This window comes from Nocardiopsis sp. NPDC006198 (genome assembly GCF_040613895.1).
GTDB classification, from domain to species: domain Bacteria; phylum Actinomycetota; class Actinomycetes; order Streptosporangiales; family Streptosporangiaceae; genus Nocardiopsis; species Nocardiopsis tropica.
Genome location: NZ_JBEXSY010000068.1, coordinates 18,758 through 37,033 on the forward strand (window position 1 = coordinate 18,758; position 18,276 = coordinate 37,033).

The 18,276-nt window shown below is 73.0% G+C and carries 16 protein-coding genes; 8 read left to right on the forward strand and 8 right to left on the reverse strand.

Annotated elements, in window-relative coordinates:
- Positions 1-18: 18 nt before the first annotated feature.
- On the forward strand, positions 19-966 hold the full coding sequence (locus tag ABZ234_RS29045) for an NUDIX hydrolase (protein WP_355014132.1): 948 nt from the start codon (positions 19-21) through the stop codon (positions 964-966).
- A gap of 56 nt (positions 967-1,022) precedes the next feature.
- On the forward strand, positions 1,023-1,466 hold the full coding sequence (locus tag ABZ234_RS29050) for an SRPBCC family protein (RefSeq protein ID WP_267946604.1): 444 nt from the start codon (positions 1,023-1,025) through the stop codon (positions 1,464-1,466).
- A 101-nt stretch (positions 1,467-1,567) separates the two neighbouring features.
- On the opposite strand, the gene ABZ234_RS29055 is transcribed toward ABZ234_RS29050, so the two are convergent.
- Positions 1,568-2,143, reverse strand: coding sequence for a hypothetical protein (locus tag ABZ234_RS29055; protein WP_355014133.1), 576 nt, complete (start codon positions 2,141-2,143; stop codon positions 1,568-1,570).
- A 268-nt stretch (positions 2,144-2,411) separates the two neighbouring features.
- Between ABZ234_RS29055 and ABZ234_RS29060 the strand changes: the two genes are divergently transcribed.
- Positions 2,412-3,107, forward strand: a complete 696-nt coding sequence (locus ABZ234_RS29060) for a M50 family metallopeptidase (RefSeq protein WP_267946602.1) — start codon at positions 2,412-2,414, stop codon at positions 3,105-3,107.
- 150 nt (positions 3,108-3,257) lie between these two features.
- Here ABZ234_RS29060 and ABZ234_RS29065 read toward each other — a convergent pair whose 3' ends face one another.
- From ABZ234_RS29065 to ABZ234_RS29075, 3 genes are all read right to left on the reverse strand, one after another.
- A complete protein-coding gene (locus ABZ234_RS29065; protein ID WP_267946601.1) occupies positions 3,258-3,611 on the reverse strand; it encodes an STAS domain-containing protein in 354 nt (117 codons plus the stop codon).
- A 596-nt stretch (positions 3,612-4,207) separates the two neighbouring features.
- Positions 4,208-6,517, reverse strand: coding sequence for a hypothetical protein (locus ABZ234_RS29070; protein WP_355014134.1), 2,310 nt, complete (start codon positions 6,515-6,517; stop codon positions 4,208-4,210).
- Between the two features lie 156 nt (positions 6,518-6,673).
- Entirely contained in the window at positions 6,674-7,768 is a 1,095-nt protein-coding gene (locus tag ABZ234_RS29075; protein WP_267946599.1) for a CaiB/BaiF CoA-transferase family protein, read from the reverse strand.
- A 416-nt stretch (positions 7,769-8,184) separates the two neighbouring features.
- On the opposite strand from ABZ234_RS29075, the gene ABZ234_RS29080 reads away from it, so the two are divergent.
- Positions 8,185-9,258, forward strand: coding sequence for a ubiquitin-like domain-containing protein (locus ABZ234_RS29080; protein ID WP_355014139.1), 1,074 nt, complete (start codon positions 8,185-8,187; stop codon positions 9,256-9,258).
- A gap of 56 nt (positions 9,259-9,314) precedes the next feature.
- Complete coding sequence (rsmA, locus tag ABZ234_RS29085; protein ID WP_267946598.1) at positions 9,315-10,199, forward strand: 16S rRNA (adenine(1518)-N(6)/adenine(1519)-N(6))-dimethyltransferase RsmA; 885 nt, start codon at positions 9,315-9,317, stop codon at positions 10,197-10,199.
- A 116-nt stretch (positions 10,200-10,315) separates the two neighbouring features.
- On the opposite strand, the gene ABZ234_RS29090 is transcribed toward rsmA, so the two are convergent.
- Positions 10,316-10,543: a hypothetical protein gene (locus ABZ234_RS29090; protein ID WP_344182052.1), complete on the reverse strand. Its 228-nt coding sequence runs from the start codon at positions 10,541-10,543 to the stop codon at positions 10,316-10,318.
- Positions 10,530-12,014 (reverse strand): PspC domain-containing protein, encoded by a 1,485-nt coding sequence (locus ABZ234_RS29095; RefSeq protein ID WP_355014135.1) that lies wholly within the window; start codon positions 12,012-12,014, stop codon positions 10,530-10,532. Before ABZ234_RS29095 ends, ABZ234_RS29090 begins: the two co-directional genes overlap by 14 nt.
- A gap of 215 nt (positions 12,015-12,229) precedes the next feature.
- Here ABZ234_RS29095 and ABZ234_RS29100 point away from each other — a divergent pair, with 215 nt between their 5' ends.
- Positions 12,230-13,444, forward strand: a complete 1,215-nt coding sequence (locus ABZ234_RS29100) for an ATP-binding protein (RefSeq protein WP_267946595.1) — start codon at positions 12,230-12,232, stop codon at positions 13,442-13,444.
- 121 nt (positions 13,445-13,565) lie between these two features.
- Positions 13,566-14,237, forward strand: a complete 672-nt coding sequence (locus ABZ234_RS29105; RefSeq protein WP_276567173.1) for a response regulator transcription factor — start codon at positions 13,566-13,568, stop codon at positions 14,235-14,237.
- Between the two features lie 106 nt (positions 14,238-14,343).
- Here ABZ234_RS29105 and ABZ234_RS29110 read toward each other — a convergent pair whose 3' ends face one another.
- Entirely contained in the window at positions 14,344-15,273 is a 930-nt protein-coding gene (locus ABZ234_RS29110) for a nucleoside hydrolase (RefSeq protein ID WP_355014140.1), read from the reverse strand.
- 168 nt (positions 15,274-15,441) lie between these two features.
- Between ABZ234_RS29110 and pcrA the strand changes: the two genes are divergently transcribed.
- Positions 15,442-17,772: a DNA helicase PcrA gene (gene pcrA / locus ABZ234_RS29115; RefSeq protein WP_355014136.1), complete on the forward strand. Its 2,331-nt coding sequence runs from the start codon at positions 15,442-15,444 to the stop codon at positions 17,770-17,772.
- Positions 17,773-18,020: 248 nt separating this feature from the next.
- On the opposite strand, the gene ABZ234_RS29120 is transcribed toward pcrA, so the two are convergent.
- Positions 18,021-18,276, reverse strand: a 256-nt coding sequence (locus ABZ234_RS29120) for a hypothetical protein (RefSeq protein WP_355014137.1), incomplete at its 5' end; no start/stop codon positions are given.

Genomic DNA, 18,276 nt, shown 5'->3' on the forward strand with positions numbered 1-18,276 from the left:
CCGGAACGGGAGGTACGCATGACCAGTGCCTTCCCGCCGCGCGACACGGCGGTCGGCGGCTACCTCGAACCCATCCGCGCCGGCGGCGCCGTGCTGTGGCGCACGGGTGCCGGCGGTGCGACCGAGGTGGTCCTCATCCGCCGCCCGGAGCGGGGCGACTGGACCCTGCCCAAGGGCAAGCTCAAGAACGGCGAGCACCCCCTCACCGGCGCGGCCCGCGAGGTCGAGGAGGAGACGGGGCTGACCCCGCTGATGGGGCGCAGGCTCCCGCCGCAGCACTACCTCAAGGACGGGTGGCCCAAACAGGTGGAGTGGTGGGCCGCCACCCCGGACCGTCCCGGCGGGGAGATCGACTACAAGCCCAACGAGGAGGTCGAACTGGTCGAGTGGGTCCCCGTGGCGGAGGCACGGGACAGGCTCACCTACGACCACGACGTCCAGGTCCTCGACAACTTCCGGGCCGGGCCCGCCGTCACCGTCCCCGTGATCCTGTTGCGGCACCTGTCGGCGGGGGACAAGCGCGCGTGGTCCGGCAGCGACCTGCTGCGCCCCCTCGACGGGGCCGGGCGGTCCGACGCCCTGGCCCTGTCCCGGGTGCTCGGCGCCTACGGGAGCCCCCGGGTGGTCTCCTCGGCCGCCGCGCGGTGCACGGAGTCGGTGCTGCCGTACACCGTGGAGCACGACGTGCCGATGCGGACCGAGCGCGCCTTCACCGTGCGGGAGGGGTCGGAGTACGACGTGGAGGAGGCCCGCGAGGAGTTCGGGCGCATCATCGCCGAAGGGCGGCCGACGGTCGTCTGCACGCACGGGGAGCTGATCCCGAAGCTGATGTCGGCGGCGCTCACACGGCTGGGGGCGCCGGTCACCCAGCAGCTGGGGCTGCGCAAGGGCTCGTTCTGGGTGGTGCACGTCGAACCCTCCGGGGGGACGCTGGCGGGGGTGGAGCGCCACGCGCTCCGCGGCTGAGCCGGGTTCGCCGGACCCGCGCGGGGCGCGGCGGACGACGGTGACATGATGCGGTCATGGCCAAACACAAGGTTGCGCGGAGCGTCGTGGTGGACGCCCCCGCCAAGCGGATCTTCGACATCGTCGCGTCACCGGCGCTGCACTCCGAGTTCGACGGCTCGGGCACCGTGCGCGGCACCCACTTCGGCCCCGACCGGCTGGAGCGGGGCAGCGAGTTCGGCATGGACATGCGCATGTTCGGTGTCGGCTACCGGATCACCAACCGGGTGGTGGAGTACGAGGAGGACCGGCTCATCGCCTGGCGGCACGGGGGACCCCACCGCTGGCGCTACGAGCTCCGGGAACTGCCGGAGGGCGGCACCCGGGTCACCGAGACCTTCGACTACTCGCGGGGGCTCCCGGCGTTCTACGTCCTGATGGGGATGCCGGCGAAGAACGGGCGCAGCATCGAGAGGACCCTGGAGCGCCTCAAGGCCGCGGCGGAGCGGGACGGGGCCTGAACCCTCCCCGGTCCCGGGGAACGGCGGCGCCCACGGCCGGCGGCCGTGGGCGGAGCTGTTCACACGGGTCCGGCGCCGCGCGGGCGTCCGGGGCCCGCCGGCTAGAAGTAGCCGGGGTGCTCGGCCTCGACGAGCTCGGCCTCGGGGGCCTCCGCGGTGGCGGCGTCCGCGCCCTCGGTGCTCTCGGCCCCGGTCTCCTCCTCGGCCTCCTCGGCCTCGGCGGTCTCCTCGGACTCCGCGCCCTTGGTGGCCTCCTCGGCCCCGGGGGCCTCCGCGGTGGCGGCGTCCGCGCCTCCGACGGCCTCGCCCTCGACGGTCTCGGCCTCGGTGCTCTCCGCCTCGGCCTCCGCGCCCTCGGCCGCCTCCGTGTGCTCGGCCTCCTCGGCCTCCTCGGCCCCCGCGGGCTGGCCGGGGTGCTCGTGACCGGCCCCGGCCTCCTCGGACGGGTGTTCGTGCCCGGCCCCGGCGGGCCGGCCGGGGTGCCCGTGACCGGTGTTCCCTCCGTGGTGGTCCTGCCCGTGGCCGTCGTAGCCCCCGAGGCCGGACTGCTCGGCTGCGGGACGCTCGGAGCCGCGGGGCCCCTCGGCCCCGGCCCACGCGGAGGCGGGGGAGGCGGCCAGGCCGACGGCCGCACCGGCGGCCAGGGTGATGAGAGCGAGTCCGGCGATACGTTTCACGACATGATCCTTGCTGTGTGTATCTGAGTAACTACTGTCAGTCGTGACTGTAGGACGGTCGTCCCCTTTTGGCCAGTTCATCGGTGCGGTGCACCCGTTTTCGTGCCGCCCCGACCGTTATCCACAGGCCCCCGCAGCACTCGGCCATATGCCCTAAAGTTCGGCAAGGGCCCGTGTTCTCCGCGTCTCCCGGCAGCCGTGGCGCGAACCGGTCGGGCCCGTCGACGGTACGCCGAAGCAGGAGTCGGGGGCAGTGGTGGGAACAACCTTGGGTGACGTCTGGCAGGAAGTCCTGTCCGTACAACCGGAGCCGGAGTCGTGGATCGTCGTCTCCGCGGCCGTCCTGGCCCTGGCCGCCGTCCTGCTCGGCCCACCGTGGAGGGTCGGGCGCAACGTCGTCACCATCGCCCACGAGGGCGGGCACGCGCTCGTCGCGCTGCTCAGCGGCCGACAGCTCACGGGTATCCGGCTCCACTCGGACACCTCCGGTGTGACCGTCTCCCGCGGCAGGCCGACCGGCATCGGCATGATCCTGACCGTCTTCGCGGGCTACGTCTCCTCGTCGGTCATCGGGCTCCTGGGCATCCTCATGCTCATGTCCGACCGCATCACCGCCCTGCTGTGGCTGAGCATCGTCGTGCTGGCCGCGATGCTGCTGATGATCCGCAACGTCTACGGAGTGGTGTCGGTCGTCGTCACCGGCGCGGTGGTGTTCGGCGTCAGCTGGTTCACCCCGCCCGAGGTCCAGGCCGCCTTCGCCTACCTGTTCATCTGGTTCCTGCTCTTCGCCGGCGTGCGACCGGTCTTCGAGCTCCAGTCCCAGCGCAGGCGCAACCCCTCCCCCCACTCCGACGCCGACCAGCTCGCGCGGCTCACCGGAGTGCCCGGCACCCTCTGGGTGGTGGTGTTCGCCCTGGTGAACCTCGCGGTGACCGCGCTCGGCGTGTGGCTGCTGCTCTTCTGAGGCGACCGGTCGGCACGTCCCGCGGGGGACGGCCGGTTCAGGACACACGAAAGGGCGCGGCCCGGTGGTCGCGCCCTGTGCGGGGTCCGGCGGGGCCCGTACGGCCCTCGCCGACCGGGGAGCGGGTCGGGGCTCCCCGTCGGTGGACGGTCAGTCGGCGCGCGGTGCGGCGAGCGCCTCGGAGACCGTGGTGAAGACGGGGATGCGCGTGTCGAGCGACGTCACCCGCAGTGTCTGCATCACCCGGTGGATGGGCGAGGCGATGGCGAGGAGCGCCTGCTGCTCCTTGGCCGCCTTGTGCGCCCGGATGAGGACGCGCAGACCGCTGGAGTCGATGAACCGCAGGTCGGAGCAGTCCAGTACGACCCGCCCGAACGGCTGCGTGGTCAGGGCCTGGGTCACCGCCTCCTGGAAGCGGTGCTCGGTGGCCATGTCGATCTCCCCGTCCAGCGCCAGAACGCGCCCGGCGTCGTGCAGGGTGGAGGAGATGTTCAGGTCGGGCATTGCGACTCCGGCGTATTCGGGACGTGCCCGATGGGTCGGCGAGGCGGGCCGTACGCCGCTCCACGAGCGTGCGTCGACCGGCGCGTTCGCCGCGTTACCGCGGTGGCCAAGCTGATGGTTCATCAAGTTCCTTGCGTGGTGCCCCGGGCTGGGTCCGGGAACGAAACGCCTTCTCACCTGGGTGTCCTGGGGATTCCGCGTGAAGCACGGATGCCTGTCGAACGTGCGAACCCGGGTCGAAAGTTCCTGGACGCGTCCTGTCCGCCGCCGACGGCGGAGGACGCGTGGTGCGTCGTCGGACGCGTCGCTTGTCGCTTCGGGCCACTCCCAGCCCTCTGCAACTGTGAACCCGCCCGTGGGAGCGGGCATTCCCCTCGCGGTCGAGGGGTGGCCTTCCGGGGCGGTGGAATCGCGGCCGTCCCCGTGTGCCGGGCGGTCGGTCACCGGGATCCCCAGGGGCCCCGGCAGGTGCCATGTTCCTCTAACGGACCCGCCCAGCCTCGGACTTTACCATAGGGCTGTGGCCGATTCGTGACGTGAGCGACGCAAGGTCGTGCTCGTGCTGTTTGCTCTTCCTGTGCCTCATGAGGCACAGATCACAAGCAGTGGGCGTTCTCGGTCGGTTGACGGCCGGGTGTCTGGTCCAGGTCCTCCTGCTGGACCGCCCACACGCACGCGGAAAGCGTCAGGGGAACCGCCACGGTGAGGGCGATCGCGGGGATCGCCACCCCCGAGTCGTTGGCCGCGAACCCCGCGAGGGCCGTCACCAGTGAGCCGGTGAGGCCGGCCCGGAGTGTCGGCGCGTACTCGTAGGCGCGCTGGAGCGCCCCGATCCGCCACTTGGTCGGCCGGTTGAGCACCACGAACAGGAACACCAGGGCACAGGCCGCGAGCAGGGTGAGCTGCCAGTTGCCGAGGGTCCCCAGCATCGCGCCGAGCTTGCGCGCCAGCACGGTCCCGGCCTCGCCGTTCACCACCTGGGCCGCGAACGCCCCCAGGTGGCTGCGCTCCTCCGGCGGGCGCAGGTAGTCCCGCCACGAGAGCAGCGAGATCGCCGCGACCGCCACCGCCCCCACGGCCACCAGCCGCAGGGGGGTGACCCTCACCCCGGCGATCATCATCGTCGTCACCGCGAGTCCCGGGACCAGGGCGATCACCCCGCCGAAGTCGGTGCCCAGCCCGGGCCAGCCGACGATGAGCACGGACGCGGTGCCGACCGCCAGGGTCGTCGCCACGGCCGCGCGCCGCCGGCCCCGGGTGATCAGCCCGTGGGCGATCCCGGCGACCGCCATGAGCATGCCGGTCGCGAACGTCGCGAAGGCGATGTTGCCTATCCCGTAGAACCGCCCGCCCACGATCGGCGAGTAGCCCGTCGGCGAGTTCATCTGCAGGTTCGCCCCGAAGCACAGGTCGAGGAAGAGCACCGCCGTGGTCGCGCCCGCGACGACCGTCATCGGTCCCAGGATGCTCCGGCGCCACGGTCCGGCCACGGCCAGCGCCACCACCAGGGCGTCGGCGGTCACCACGCAGGCGAGCAGCGCCACCAGCGGGCTCCCGGAGGCCCACCACGGGATGAGGTTGGCCAGGTAGCTGGCGACGGGGAAGGCGGCGCCCGCGAGCGCGACGATCCGCGTCACCGACAGGACCAGGGCGCGCTTGCCGCGCTGGCGGCCCGAGTACCGGTGCAGGGCGTAGGCCGCCGCCGCGTAGATGAGGAGCTGGAAGGCGACCAGTCCGCTGAAGAAGCCGGGGATCGCCGCGCCCACGACCACCGCCGCCGTGTTGAAGTCCACCAGGCGCACGAGGGCCTGCTCGACCGACGGCGGACGCTCGGCCAGGTGCCAGACCCGCCCGCTGGTGGGCTCCGTCGCCCTGAGCCCCAGCGCGGTGAGGACGGTCGGCGTGGTGTCGGTGAGGGCCACGAGCCCCGGGCGCCGGGTCGACTCCGACGCCAGGTACGACTCGCTCCCGGAGAACCCGTCCTCGGTGATCTCCCCGGACAGGGCCACGGTGAGCTGGGAGGGGCCGGTGTCCATGGACACGCCGACGACCATGAGGGACGAGCCGACCGGCAGGATCCGCTCCAGGGCCCTCAGCCGTCCGTCGAGGTCGGCCAGCGCCTCCTCACGCGCCCATTCCGGCACGTCCTCCGGGTCGGGTTCGGGGGGCTCCTCCGCACCGTCCGTCTCCCGTTCCCGCGGGGGGTCGGGGTACAGCCGGGTGAGCTCGGGCAGTTCCACGGCGGCCAGGGACACGCCCTCCAGGCGTTCCGTGGTCAGGTCGAGCGGCCCGTCGGCGTAGTGGTCGACGCGGCCGGAGGTGTCGGCGACGCCGAGGGCGGCGCCGGGGCCCGCCGCCAGGGTGGTTCCGCCGGAGTCCCGCACCGTCTCCCCGAGCAGGCCGACGGGGGCGGAGAAGGCCGAGCGCTCGTTCAGCCGCACGTAGGAGTCGAACCCGGGGACCACCGCGCCCGAACCGTCGCCCTCGGGTTCGGGCGCCGCCTCGCACACGGTGAAGCGCTCGCGCTCGGACAGGGCGCGCTGCCCGGCCGACACCGACAGCCAGCCGTCCGTCGGGCAGGTGCGGGAGGTGGCGCTGCGGATCGACACGTTGCCGATGGCGCCGTCCTCGGCCATCCCCCACAGCGTCGGTGTGTGCTCCGGGGTCACGTCCTGCCACAGCAGTCCCGGTACGCCCACGAGGACCACCGGACCGCCGCGCCGGTCCGTCAGATCGGGACCGCCCCCGGCCCGGGGAACCTCCGCGGAGGCGGACGCCGCGGGTGTCCGGGGCTCCGCGGCCGCCGTCGGCGCGGCGGCGCACAGCAGGACCGCCCCGGACAGGACGAGCGGGCCCAGGCGCGCCCCCCAGCGCGCCGCCGTCCGTGCGAAGAGCCGTCGTGGCATGGCGAACCCCCCAGTCGCGCTCAGCCGGACTGGCCACGATAGTGACCATCCGCGCCCGGTAGGGGGACCCGCGCCCGCCGGGCGCGTGGCCCGGGCCGGGGCCCGCCGGCCCGAACCGCCCCCGAGGGGTGACCCGGCGCGGGACCGCCGCACCGGTCAGCCGGTGATGCCCCACTCCCGGAGGGTCGTGCCGGTGTCGGGCCGCTCGCGTCCGCGGGTGACACCGCCGGGCGTCCGGTCGAAGCGCGGGGCCGGACCGGGGACCACCCGGGACCCGTGGCGGACCAGGGTCCCGCGGGCCCGCACGTGCGGATGGTCGGGGGCCTCCTCCAGGGACAGGACCGGCATCACGCACGCGTCGACGCCGTCGAACACCGCCGCCCACTCGTCGCGGCTCCTGGTGCGCAGGACCTCCGCGAAGCGCTCGCGCAGCCGGGGCCAGCCGTCCCGGTCCCACTGGCCGGGGAGGTCCTCGCCGGTCAGGCCCAGGCCTGCCAGGAACGCGGAGTAGAACTGGGGCTCGATGCAGCCCACCGACACGTGCCCGCCGTCCGAGCACTCGTACACGTCGTACCAGGGGGCGCCCGTGTCCAGGTAGTTCGTGCCGCGCTCGTCGCTCCACGCGCCGCGCGCCCGGTCCTCGTGGACCATCGACATGAGCAGGGAGCTGCCGTCCACCATGGCGGCGTCCACGACCTGGCCCCGGCCGGAGGACTGCCGTTCGACCAGGGCGGCCAGGATCCCGGTGACCGCGAACATGGTGCCCCCGGCGAAGTCGCCGAGGAGGTTGATCGGCGGCACAGGCGGGCCGCCCGCGCGTCCGATGGCGTGGAGGGCGCCGTTGACGGAGACGTAGTTCATGTCGTGTCCGGCGGTGCGGGCGAGCGGGCCGTCCTGGCCCCAGCCGGTGACCCGCGCGAACACCAGGCGGGGGTTGAGCGCGAGGCACGCGTCGGGGCCGAGCCCGAGGCGTTCCATGACCCCGGGACGGAAGCCCTCCAGGAGGACGTCGGCGCGGGCGACCAGGTCGCGGGCGAGGGCGCGCCCCCCGTCGGTCTTGAGGTCGGCGCCCAGAACGGTGCGCCCCTCGCTCATGTGGGGGCCGTCGGCCCCGGCGTTCACGGCGTCGGCGGCCGGGGGGCGGTCCAGGCGGATGACACTGGCACCCAGGTCGGCGAGGAGCATCCCGGCCATCGGCGCGGGGCCGATCCCGGTGAACTCGACGACACGGATTCCGGTGAGGGGTCCCATGGGTGCGAGCCTCCAGCTGAGAGAGCGATCTAGAACGTGGTTCGGTTCATTGTGCAGGCTCCGTGCGGAGGGCGCCACAGCGGCACTGCACAAGACCGTTGAAGGAGAAAAGGAAGAAGGGTAACTAAAACCGGCAGAAGGAAAATCATTTCGGCTGATTAAAAACGCGAACCACAATGGGTGTTAATGTGTCCGTGCTCGTGGGAGAGAGCCGCGAAGCCGCGTGGAGAGCCCGCGGACCGCCGTCGCCATCAGCGGAGACGGCTCCAGGGGCAGCCCTACCCGGGCGAAACCGGAGAAACCCGAACCACCCCTTTTCCGAGAAGGATGCAGCCGCCATGCCCGCTACCCCGAAGAAGCGCACGCGCCGTGCCAAAGGCCGACGGCGAGCACGGGGCGGACTCCCGCGCCCGTTCATGGCCGTCGCGGTCGCGGGAGCCGTCGCCGTCGCCGCCGTGGGGACCGCCTTCGCCATGGACCGCGGCGTGGTCCTCGACGCCAACGGCGACGAGCGGACCGTGCACACCTTCGGCGGCACGGTCCAGGACGTCCTCGACTCCGCGGGCGTCACACCGGGGAAGGGCGACCTCGTCGTCCCGCCCCCCGAGACCCCGATCGCCTCCGGCGACCACGTGGTCCTGCGCTCCCCGCGCGAGCTGGTCCTCGAACTCGACGGCCACCGGCACGACCACAGCGTCCACGCGCTCACCCTCGACGAGGCGCTCCGCGAGATCGGCCTGGACCCCGAGGGGGTCGAACTGTCCGAGGACCGGGACACCCCCGTCCCCGAGGGCGGCCTCACCGTCACCGCCGAACGGGCGCCGCGCATGGTCGTCATGTACGACACCGTGCGCACCGAGACGAGGACCACCGGGGCGACGGTCGCCGACGTCCTCCTCTCCGCCGGGGTGACCCCCGGCGAGCACGACATCGTCTCGCCCGCCCCGGACGAGCCGGCCGAGCCCGACATGGTCGTCGAGATCACCCCCGTCGTCGGCGAACCCGTCACGGAGGAGAAGGCCATCACGGCCGAGACCGTAGAGCGGGACAACCCCGACCTGCCCGAGGGGGAGCGCAAGGTCGTCACCGAACCCGTGGACGGGCTCCGGAGGGTCACCACCGCCACCGTCCTGCTCGACGGCGAGGAGGTTCCGCACGAGCTCCGGAACGAGGTCGTCACCGAACCCGTCGAGGGGCTCGTCGAGATCGGCACCGCGCCCCCCGCCGGCGGGGGAGCGGCCGCCGACCTCAACTGGGCAGCCCTCGCCCGGTGCGAGTCGGGCGGCGACGCCGGGGCCGTCAACTCCGCGGGCGGCTACTACGGCCTCTACCAGTTCAGCGCCGCCACCTGGCAGTCGGTGGGCGGGACCGGGCTGCCCTCCGACGCCGACGCGTCGGAGCAGACCCGGCGCGCACAGCGGCTCTACGACGCCGTCGGCGGCAACTGGCGGAGCCAGTGGCCCCACTGCGGCGCCCACCTCTTCGAGTAGGGGGAAGGGCCCCGCCCGGACCGACCGCCGGGGCAGCGGGCGGGAGCTGGCAAGATGTGGGGGTGACACAGACACCCGCACCCGACGACCGCTCCCGCCTGCTGACGCCCGCCGACGTGCGGGCGCTCGCCGAGCGGTTCGGCATCAGGCCCACCAAGACCCTGGGCCAGAACTTCGTCATCGACCACGGCACCGTCCGCCGCATCGTCCGGGTCGCGGGCGTCACCGACGAGGACGTCGTGGCCGAGGTCGGACCGGGCCTGGGCTCGCTCACCCTGGCACTGCTCCCGCACGTGCGCCACGTGACCGCCATCGAGATCGATCCGGCGCTCGCCGCCGCCCTCCCCGGAACCGTCGCCGACCACGCGCCCGAGCTGGCCGACCGGCTCACCGTCGTCCCCGGGGACGCCATGCGCATCTCCGAGGTGCCCGGCCCCGCCCCCACCGCCCTGGTGGCCAACCTGCCCTACAACGTGTCGGTGCCCGTCCTGCTGCACCTGCTCGAACTCCTGCCCAGCCTCCGGCGGGTCCTGGTCATGGTGCAGGCCGAGGTGGCCGACAGGATCACCGCGACCCCCGGCGGGCGCATCTACGGGGTCCCCTCCGCCAAGGTCGCCTGGTACGCCCGGGCACGGCGCGCCGGCTCGGTCGGACGCAACGTGTTCTGGCCCGCCCCCAACGTCGACTCCGGGCTCGTCGAACTCGTCCGCCGCCCCCGGCCCGACACGAAGGCCACCCGCAAGGAGGTCTTCGCCGTGATCGACGCGGCCTTCGCCCAGCGCCGCAAGACCCTGAGGGCCGCCCTGGCCGGTTGGGCCGGGTCCGCCCCCGCCGCCGAGACCGCGCTCCGGGCCGCGGGCGTGGACCCGGGCGCCCGCGGGGAGTCCCTCGACGTGGCCGGGTTCGCGGCCATCGCCGAGCAGCGTCCCGCCGCCGGATAGCCCCGGGCCGCGGCCGGACGCGTCCCGGGCGCGCGCACGCCGAAGGGCGCCGCCCCCGTCGGCCGGCGCCCTTCGGCCCGCGCTCCCCGGCCCCCACGGGACCGGGCTCCCGCGCGTCAGTCCTTCGCCCCGCCCGGGCCGTCCGCCACCGCCCCCTCCTTCCGCGACCGCCGCGTGAGCACGCGGGCCACCCCGGCCACCCCCAGGCCGACGGCCAGGACCGGCAGCACCCAGACCACGTCGAACTCCCAGTCGCCGGTGCCGCGCACGGCGAACGCGACCGCGAGGGAGAGGAACAGCAGCCCCGCCACGAACGAGCCCCAGTCGGTCCTACGCTTCGCCATGCCGTACCTCCACTACCCCGACCCGAGAATCGGTGCGCACGTTGATCAACGGGGGTTCGGCCCCGTCGCCGTCCGCCGGACCTTCCGCCGCGCCGCCGGGCGCGGAGACCGGGACGGGTTCGTACACCTCCTCGTGGACGAGGGAGTGCCCGACCAGCTCACCACCGTCCCCCGCGCCTCCGAGGTCCACCATCCCGAGGCCGACGTCCGCAGTGAACGCGACGCGGACGTCCTCCGGAAGGAGGACCTCCAGGTGGCCGGCGCCCACGCTCAGCGACACGTCGGCGGTCTCGCCGGGCCCCAGGTCCCCGATGCCGGTCAGGTCCAGGGTCCCCGAGCCCACGGTGAGCAGGTGGTCGCCCGCCTCGGCCTCGGCGACCGTGGCCGGACGCCAGGTCTCCCCGCCGATCCGCACCCGGGTGAGGTCGGTCACCGACGCCAGCGCGAGCGCCAGGGCGGCCACCAGCCCCATGGACACCAGGCCGCGGGGATCGCCCACCCAGGCGCCGACCAGCGAGCAGAGGCCGATCACCGCCAGGACCCCGGCGAGGAAGAACACGCCCGTCTCCGGACCGAGCAGCAGCGTCGCCGTCTGCGCGCTCCACAGCGAGGACGACCAGCCGAACACGGCCAACGGGACCAGGACGGCCCCGGCGACGACCGTCCACAGGGCGAACGACGCCAGCGGCGCACCCCTGCGGCACGCCCCGCCGGTGTCCCGGTCCGGGTCGACGGCGGAGGAACCGCCGCCCCCGTGCCGTCCGCCGGGCCCCTCCTCCGCGTCGTCGTCCTCCCCCGCCGCTCCCGACCCGTCGGCGTGCGCGGAACGCTCCGCCACCACCGCCAGGTCCACCGGGCCCTGCGGGGCGGACGCCCACGGCTGGGCCGGGTTGTAGTAGGTCGGGGACGGCCCCGACACCGGGGCCGCGGGCGGCGGCTCCTTCGACGCCAGGTCCTGCCGCAGTTCCGCGAACGCCGCCCGCAGGTCCACCCCGCGGTTGCGCGCCGTCAGCAGCCCCAGCACCAGCGGTACCGCCAGCACCAGGGTCGACCACCCCAGGCCGCCCACCAGGCTGAACGCCGTCGCCACCGCCAACCCGACGGCCAGCAGCTTCGGCACCGCACGCGAGGGGAAGCTCCGGTTCAGCATCTGCTCGAACGTCGCCGGACCTCCCTCCGGCCCGCGCATCAGCATCCACGCGCCGGTGTAGAGCAGCAGGCCGGCGCCCCCGGCGAACGCGGTCAGCACGAACCCCGTCCGCCACACCACGGGATCGACCCCCGTGTACCGGCCCAGGCCCGCGCACACACCGGCGAGGACCCGGTCCTCGTCCCCCTTGCGGATCTCGCGCCCCGAAGCCTCCGGGCGCGCCTCGGCGGCGGCCCGGGGCACGCCCTCCGCGGCTCCCGGGGAACCGGGCGCCGGGAACGCGCCGCCCCCCGGACCGCCGGGAGTCGGATCGTCAGCCATGGTCACTCACCGCACTTTCCTCACCCACCCATGGTCACCCGAAACCACGCGCCACGGCATCCGGGACGACCCTGAACACACCCTGACCGGGGCCAGGGCAGGACCAGGGACGCGCCCCGGATGCCGAACACCTCCCACGGAGGGCATCCTGGAGCACAGGACACACGAGCGGCGCGCACACCCCGCGCCACGCGACGGAAAGCGGTGATCGGGCGGTGGCAGCAACGGCCGCGGACACCCCGCGGCTCACCCGCGCGGTGGAAGGCAGGCTCCTCGGAGGGGTCGCCGCCGGACTGGCCCGGCACCTCGGACTCGACCCGGTGGTCGTCCGCCTCGCCTTCATGGCCCTGTCCGTCGGCGGCATGGGCCTCGCCGTGTACGTCGCCCTGTACTTCTTCGTCCCCGCGGACCCGGAGGACGGGGACGAGCGCGGACCCGGTGAGGCGGAGGGCCGGCGCAAGGGCCGCGACATCTCCCAGCTGATCGCCTACGTCGGCCTCGCCGCGGCGCTCGGCTTCCTGTTCCTGCTCTTCGGCGGCGTGTTCGACCCCCTGCTCTGGTTCGTGGTGTTCGGGACGCTCGGAGGGATCATCCTCTGGCAGCAGGCCAACCCCTCCCAGCGCGACGAGTGGATGACCAGCGCCGTCGGCAGGGGGGACCGGGGCGGCAAGGGCGTCATGCGCGCCGGGACGGGCGTCCTCCTGGTCGTGGTCGGCGTCATCGGCTTCCTCGTCTTCCAGGAACAGCTCCAGAACGCCCGCGCCGGCCTGACCTTCGCCTTCACCCTCCTCGCCGGGGTCTCCCTGATCGCCGCGCCGTGGATCATCGGACTGGTCCGCGAACGCGACCAGGAGCGCCGCGAGCGCATCCGCAACGCCGAGCGCGCCGAACTCGCCGCCCACATCCACGACTCCGTCCTGCACACCCTCACGCTCATCCAGCGCCGGGCCGAGGACCCGCGGGAGGTCCAGCGCCTCGCCCGCGTCCAGGAGCGGGCCCTGCGCAGCTGGCTCTACCAGCGGCCCGCCGACGCCGACACCACCGTGTCGCCCGCGCTCGAACGCGTCGCGGCCGAGGTCGAGGAGGAGCACGGCGTCCCCATCGAGGTGGTGTGCGTGGGCGACTGCCCCATGGACGACGCCCTCTCCGCGATGCTCCGCGCCGCCCGCGAGGCCATGGTCAACGCCTCCAAGTACGCGGGCACCGACAGCATCTCCGTGTTCGGCGAGGTCGACCAGGACGAGGTGCTCGTGTTCGTCCGCGACCGGGGCGCCGGGTTCGACATGGACGACATCCCCGAGGACCGCATGGGCGTGCGCGGATCCATCCTCGGCCGGATGGAGCGCCACGGCGGCTCCGCGCGCATCCGCACCGGTCCGGGCGAGGGCACCGAGGTGCAGCTCCGCATGGCCCGCATCCCGGAGGCGTAGCGCCGGCCGGAGCCGAGAGGGAGGACCCCGGGGCGCCGTCCGCCGACCGGATGCGGACAACGGGCGCCGCGACCCCCGGCGCCGCTGTCCCCCGCCCCCCGACGTGGGTAGAGTCCAGGGTGTGGGAGACGAGAGCACGACCTTCAGTGACGGTGACGCGGTGCCCCGCGTCGTGATCGTGGACGACCACCGGCTGTTCCGCAGCGGGGTACGTGGCGAACTGGGCGACGCCGTCGACGTCGTCGGGGAGGCCGGGGACGTCGACAGCGCCGTGCACGTCATCGGCGAGCAGAAGCCCGACCTCGTCCTCCTGGACGTCCACCTGCCCGGCGGCGGCGGTGTGGAGGTGCTGCGCAGGGTCCTGTCACAGCACCCGCAGATCCGCTTCCTCGCGCTGTCGGTCTCCGACGCGGCGGAGGACGTCATCGGCGTGGTGCGGGGCGGCGCCCGCGGCTACGTCACCAAGACCATCTCCGGCAAGGAGCTGGCCAACGCCATCGTGCGCGTGGCCGACGGCGACGCGGTCTTCTCGCCGCGCCTGGCCGGTTTCGTGCTGGACGCGTTCTCCGCGACCGACGCCCCGCCGGTCGACCCCGAGCTGGACCGCCTCACCCAGCGCGAGCGCGAGGTGCTGCGGCACATCGCGCGCGGCTACGCGTACAAAGAGGTGGCCAAGGAGCTGTTCATCTCCGTCAAGACGGTGGAGACGCACGTGTCCTCGGTCCTGCGCAAGCTCCAGCTCTCCAACCGGCACGAGCTGAGCAGGTGGGCGACGGCCCGCCGGCTCGTCTGACGCGCTTCCGCCGGGGCGGGGCCCGCCCCGGCCGGAGGGACGCCGCGTACCCGCCGTGCGAACGGCGACGGCGGCCGCCCCCCGGGGGGCGGCCGCCGTCGCCGCGTCAGCGCAGGGAGTCCATCATCCTGGTGAGGAACTCCGCCTCCGCCACCCCCGTGACCACCCGGGCGGGCCGGCGGTCGTCGGCCCCCGGACGCGGGCGCAGGTCGGCGACGGTCATCCCGCGCGTGAGCCCGCCGGACAGCTCCACCCGCAGCGGCGCCTCGAACGAGTCCGTCACCAGGTGCCCGTCCACCAGGACCGCGGCGGCCAGCGGATCGTGCATCGCGCACTGGCGGACGCCGAAGATCCCCGTGTAGAAGTCCGCGTAGAAGTCCAGGAACGCCGATGTGCGCTCGGCGCGCTCACCCGGCACCGACCGCAGGTCGGACAGCCACTCGGGCGTCGCCACCGTCTTCATGGTGATGTCCAGCGCCACCAGGTCCAGGTCGAACCCGGCCGCGAACACCGCCTCCGCGGCCTCGGGGTCGTTGTTGATGTTCGCCTCGGCGTGCGAGGTCACGTTGCCGGGGACCCGCACCGCGCCCCCCATCACCACGAGGCGCCGCACCAGCTCCGGCAGCCGCGGCTCCAGCCCCAGCGCGATCGCGATGTTGGTGAGCGGGCCCACCGCCAGGACGTCGATCTCCCCCGGGGCCTCGCGGACCAGCCGCACCAGCAGCTCGGCAGCGGACTCCGCGACCGGCTTGCCCGCGGGCGCGGGCAGCTCCACGTCGCCCAGGCCGTTGCCGCCGTGGACGTGCGCGGCGAGGCGTGGAGCCTGCACCAGCGGCCGGGCGGCGCCGACCGCCACGGGCACGTCCGGACGGCCGTACAGCTCCAGGAGCCGCAGCGCGTTGTCCGCCGTGATGTCGACGCTGTTGTTGCCGAAGACCGCACCGATCCCGACGATCTCCACCTCCGGGCGCGCGGCCAGGTAGGCGAGAGCGACGGCGTCGTCGATCCCCGGATCGCAGTCGACGAACACACGCATGGTCAAGGAAACTCCCCCCGAGACAACCGCGGTCCCCCACCGGGGACCCGTACCAAAACAGCCTAGGCCGCCGGTCAGCGCACTTTCACCCGCGAAACGGGCAGAGCGTGCGGAGGCGCCCCCGGCGACCGGGACACCGCCGTCCCCGGGCGGCCGTAACCTGGAGGAGTGTCCTCCCAAGAGCAGCTTCTCGAAGGTCTGAACGGTCCCCAGCGCGACGCCGTCACCCACAGCGGCGCACCGCTCCTGATCGTGGCGGGCGCCGGATCGGGCAAGACCCGCGTCCTGACGCACCGCATCGCCCACCTCATGGCCGAGCGCGGCGTCCGCCCCGGTGAGATCCTCGCGATCACCTTCACCAACAAGGCCGCCGCCGAGATGAAGGAGCGCATCCAGGCCCTCCTCGGCGTCCGTGCCGCGAACACCATGTGGACGATGACGTTCCACTCGGCGTGCGTGCGCATCCTGCGCAGGGAGGCGCACAGGCTCGGCTACCCCAGCAGCTTCACCATCTACGACTCCGCGGACTCCGCGCGGCTGATGCAGCTGGTCTGCAAGGAGATGGACCTCGACCCCAAGCGGTTCCCGCCCAAGTCGTTCTCCTTCCAGGTGTCCAACCTCAAGAACGAGCTGGTCGACTACGACACGGCCGCCGAGCAGGCCCAGACCGAGCAGGAGAAGAAGCTGGCGGAGGCCTACCAGCTCTACCAGCGGCGCCTGCACGAGGCGGGCGCCATGGACTTCGACGACCTGATCATGGTCACCGTCAACCTGTTCCAGATGTTCCCGGACGTCGCCGAGTACTACCGGCGCCGCTTCCGGCACGTCATGGTCGACGAGTACCAGGACACCAACCACGCCCAGTACGCGTTCGTCCGCGAGCTGGTCGGCGCGGCCGAGGACTCCGACACCGGCGTGGTGCCGCCCGCCGAGCTGTGCGTGGTCGGCGACGCGGACCAGTCCATCTACGCGTTCCGCGGCGCGACCATCCGCAACATCCTGGAGTTCGAGCGGGACTTCCCGAGCGCGCGGACCATCCTCCTGGAGCAGAACTACCGCTCCACCCAGAACATCCTCTCGGCGGCCAACGCGGTCATCGACCGCAACGAGGGGCGTCCGGCCAAGAACCTGTGGTCCGAGCAGGGCGACGGCCCGGCCATCACCGGCTACGTCGCCGACAACGAGCACGACGAGGCCGCGTTCGTGGTCGGCGAGATCGACAAGCTCACCGACGAGGGCACGGTCACGCCCAGCCAGGTCGCCGTGTTCTACCGGACCAACGCGCAGTCCCGCGTGTTCGAGGACGTGTTCATCCGCACCGGCCTGCCGTACAAGATCGTCGGCGGCGTGCGCTTCTACGAGCGCAAGGAGATCCGCGACATCCTCGCCTACCTGCGGGTGCTGGCCAACCCCGAGGACACGGTCAGCCTGCGGCGCATCCTCAACGTGCCCAAGCGCGGGATCGGGGCGCGGGCGGAGGAGGCGGTGGAGCTGTTCGCCGCACGCGAGCGCATCTCCTTCTCCAGGGCGCTGCGCAGGGTGGACGAGGCGCCGGGGATCGCGACCCGCTCGGTCAAGGCGGTGCAGAACTTCACCGCCCTGCTCGACGAGCTGGCCGAGGCGGTGCCGGGCAGCACGCCCGCCGAGGTCGTCGAGGCGGTGCTGAGCAAGACCGGGTACCTCTCCGAGCTCGCCGAGTCCAAGGACCTCCAGGACGAGAGCCGGGTGGAGAACCTGGAGGAGTTCGTGGACGTGGCCAGGGAGTTCGAGCACACCTTCGCCGCGCTCCTGGAGGAGGAGCCCCCGGACGAGGACGAGGAGGACGGCGCCGTCCCCTCCGGCACCCTCGATCCCGGGGAGCCGACGCTGGTCGACTTCCTGGAGCGGATCTCCCTCGTCGCGGACACCGACCAGATCCCCGACGCGGACGACACCGGCGGCGTCGTCACCCTGATGACCCTGCACGCGGCCAAGGGGCTGGAGTTCCCCGCGGTGTTCCTCACCGGCATGGAGGACGGCGTCTTCCCGCACACTCGCACGCTGGGCGACAAGACGCAGCTGGAGGAGGAGCGGCGACTGGCCTACGTGGGCCTGACCCGCGCCCAGCGGCTCCTCTACGTCAGCCGCGCGGCGGTGCGCAGCGCCTGGGGGACGCCCTCCTACAACCCGGGTTCGCGGTTCCTGGACGAGATCCCCGCCTCCCTGGTCGACTGGCGCAGGGCGGAGTCCAGCCTGGCCGCCCCGCCCAGCCGCGGCATCGGCGGCGGGCGCGGTTCCGGCGGGTTCGGCAGCACCTTCGGCGGAGGTCCGCGCCGCGGCGCCGGCAAGGAGGCGCCGACGCTCGGCGTGGGCGACCTGGTCAACCACGACTCGTTCGGCATGGGCCGGGTACAGCTCGTCGAGGGCGCCGGTGACAAGACCAAGGCCCGCATCGACTTCGGCGCCGACATCGGCGAGAAGGACTTCCTCGTCAAGTACGCCCCGATCGAGAAGCTCTGACGCCGACGTGTGCCGGTGTGTCCCGGTCCCGCCCGCGCAGGCGGAGGGGAGCGGGACACACCACACGGACGGATTCCCCGGAACGCGTCACGAGGACTCCGGCGCAGGGGTACAGTTGGTCAAGACCGAGCGAGACGGACGCGGAATCTCCGCGGACGGGCCGGTCCCTCCCAGAGTCATCACCGGTACTGTCCTCCGAGCCTCGCGGTTCGAGCACTGTTCGGGCCATGTAAACTCAGGGAGTCGCTTCAAAAGCCCAGTCCATTCGGACAAAAGCAGACGAAGCAAACGGGCTTTACCCCGATCAGAACCACCACAAACCGCCGATTTGGCGGGGCGCGGAACACCTGATAAAGTAAAGACACAACAAAGCGGAAACGCAGACGCCTTCCACGGAAGAGCAGACAGCCGGAACGGCTGGCGCTTGTACGGGAAGAGCGGTTGTTTCTTGAGAACTCAACAGCGCGTGTTTGATTTTCTTTAAGCCATGTTTGTTTTGGCCCC

What these genes read in the sequence shown, in the direction of transcription:
- ABZ234_RS29080 (WP_355014139.1), top strand. Translation starts at nt 8,185, where the DNA reads ATGGCCGTCGCGGTCGCGGGAGCCGTCGCCGTCGCCGCCGTGGGGACC.
- ABZ234_RS29050 (WP_267946604.1), top strand. Translation starts at nt 1,023, where the DNA reads ATGGCCAAACACAAGGTTGCGCGGAGCGTCGTGGTGGACGCCCCCGCC.
- ABZ234_RS29090 (WP_344182052.1), bottom strand. Translation starts at nt 10,543, where the DNA reads ATGGCGAAGCGTAGGACCGACTGGGGCTCGTTCGTGGCGGGGCTGCTG.
- ABZ234_RS29065 (WP_267946601.1), bottom strand. Translation starts at nt 3,611, where the DNA reads ATGCCCGACCTGAACATCTCCTCCACCCTGCACGACGCCGGGCGCGTT.
- ABZ234_RS29110 (WP_355014140.1), bottom strand. Translation starts at nt 15,273, where the DNA reads ATGCGTGTGTTCGTCGACTGCGATCCGGGGATCGACGACGCCGTCGCT.
- ABZ234_RS29095 (WP_355014135.1), bottom strand. Translation starts at nt 12,014, where the DNA reads ATGGCTGACGATCCGACTCCCGGCGGTCCGGGGGGCGGCGCGTTCCCG.
- ABZ234_RS29070 (WP_355014134.1), bottom strand. Translation starts at nt 6,517, where the DNA reads ATGCCACGACGGCTCTTCGCACGGACGGCGGCGCGCTGGGGGGCGCGC.
- ABZ234_RS29045 (WP_355014132.1), top strand. Translation starts at nt 19, where the DNA reads ATGACCAGTGCCTTCCCGCCGCGCGACACGGCGGTCGGCGGCTACCTC.
- ABZ234_RS29075 (WP_267946599.1), bottom strand. Translation starts at nt 7,768, where the DNA reads ATGGGACCCCTCACCGGAATCCGTGTCGTCGAGTTCACCGGGATCGGC.